General features: G+C 69.6%; 1 protein-coding gene. It reads right to left on the bottom strand.

The features are described 5' to 3' along the window. On the bottom strand, nt 1-273 hold a 273-nt coding region (locus SB719_RS20050), incomplete at both ends, for a hypothetical protein (RefSeq protein WP_412159723.1).

Genomic DNA, 273 nt, shown 5'->3' with positions numbered 1-273 from the left:
CCGCAGGATCTCGACGGCTTCGTTCAGGATCGCAACCGCATCCGGACGCAGGGTCGAACGATCGAAGTCGAAGTTGACGCCGTTCAGATCGATGGTGATCGGAGCCGGGGCCGGAGCAGGCGCCGGAGCCGGAGCCGGCGGCGGCGGCGGAGCCGGCGGAGCCGGAGCGACCGGCGGCGGGCCCAGCGGGATCACGACACCGACCGACGCCATCGCGTCACCGAAGTAGCTCTCTTCCTGGTTGTGCGGATAGCCTTCCCAATCCGGGCCACC

This window comes from Pantoea sp. SIMBA_079 (genome assembly GCF_046940275.1).
GTDB classification, from domain to species: Bacteria; Pseudomonadota; Gammaproteobacteria; order Enterobacterales; family Enterobacteriaceae; genus Pantoea; species Pantoea borealis.
This window is presented reverse-complemented; position numbering and strand designations above follow the sequence as displayed.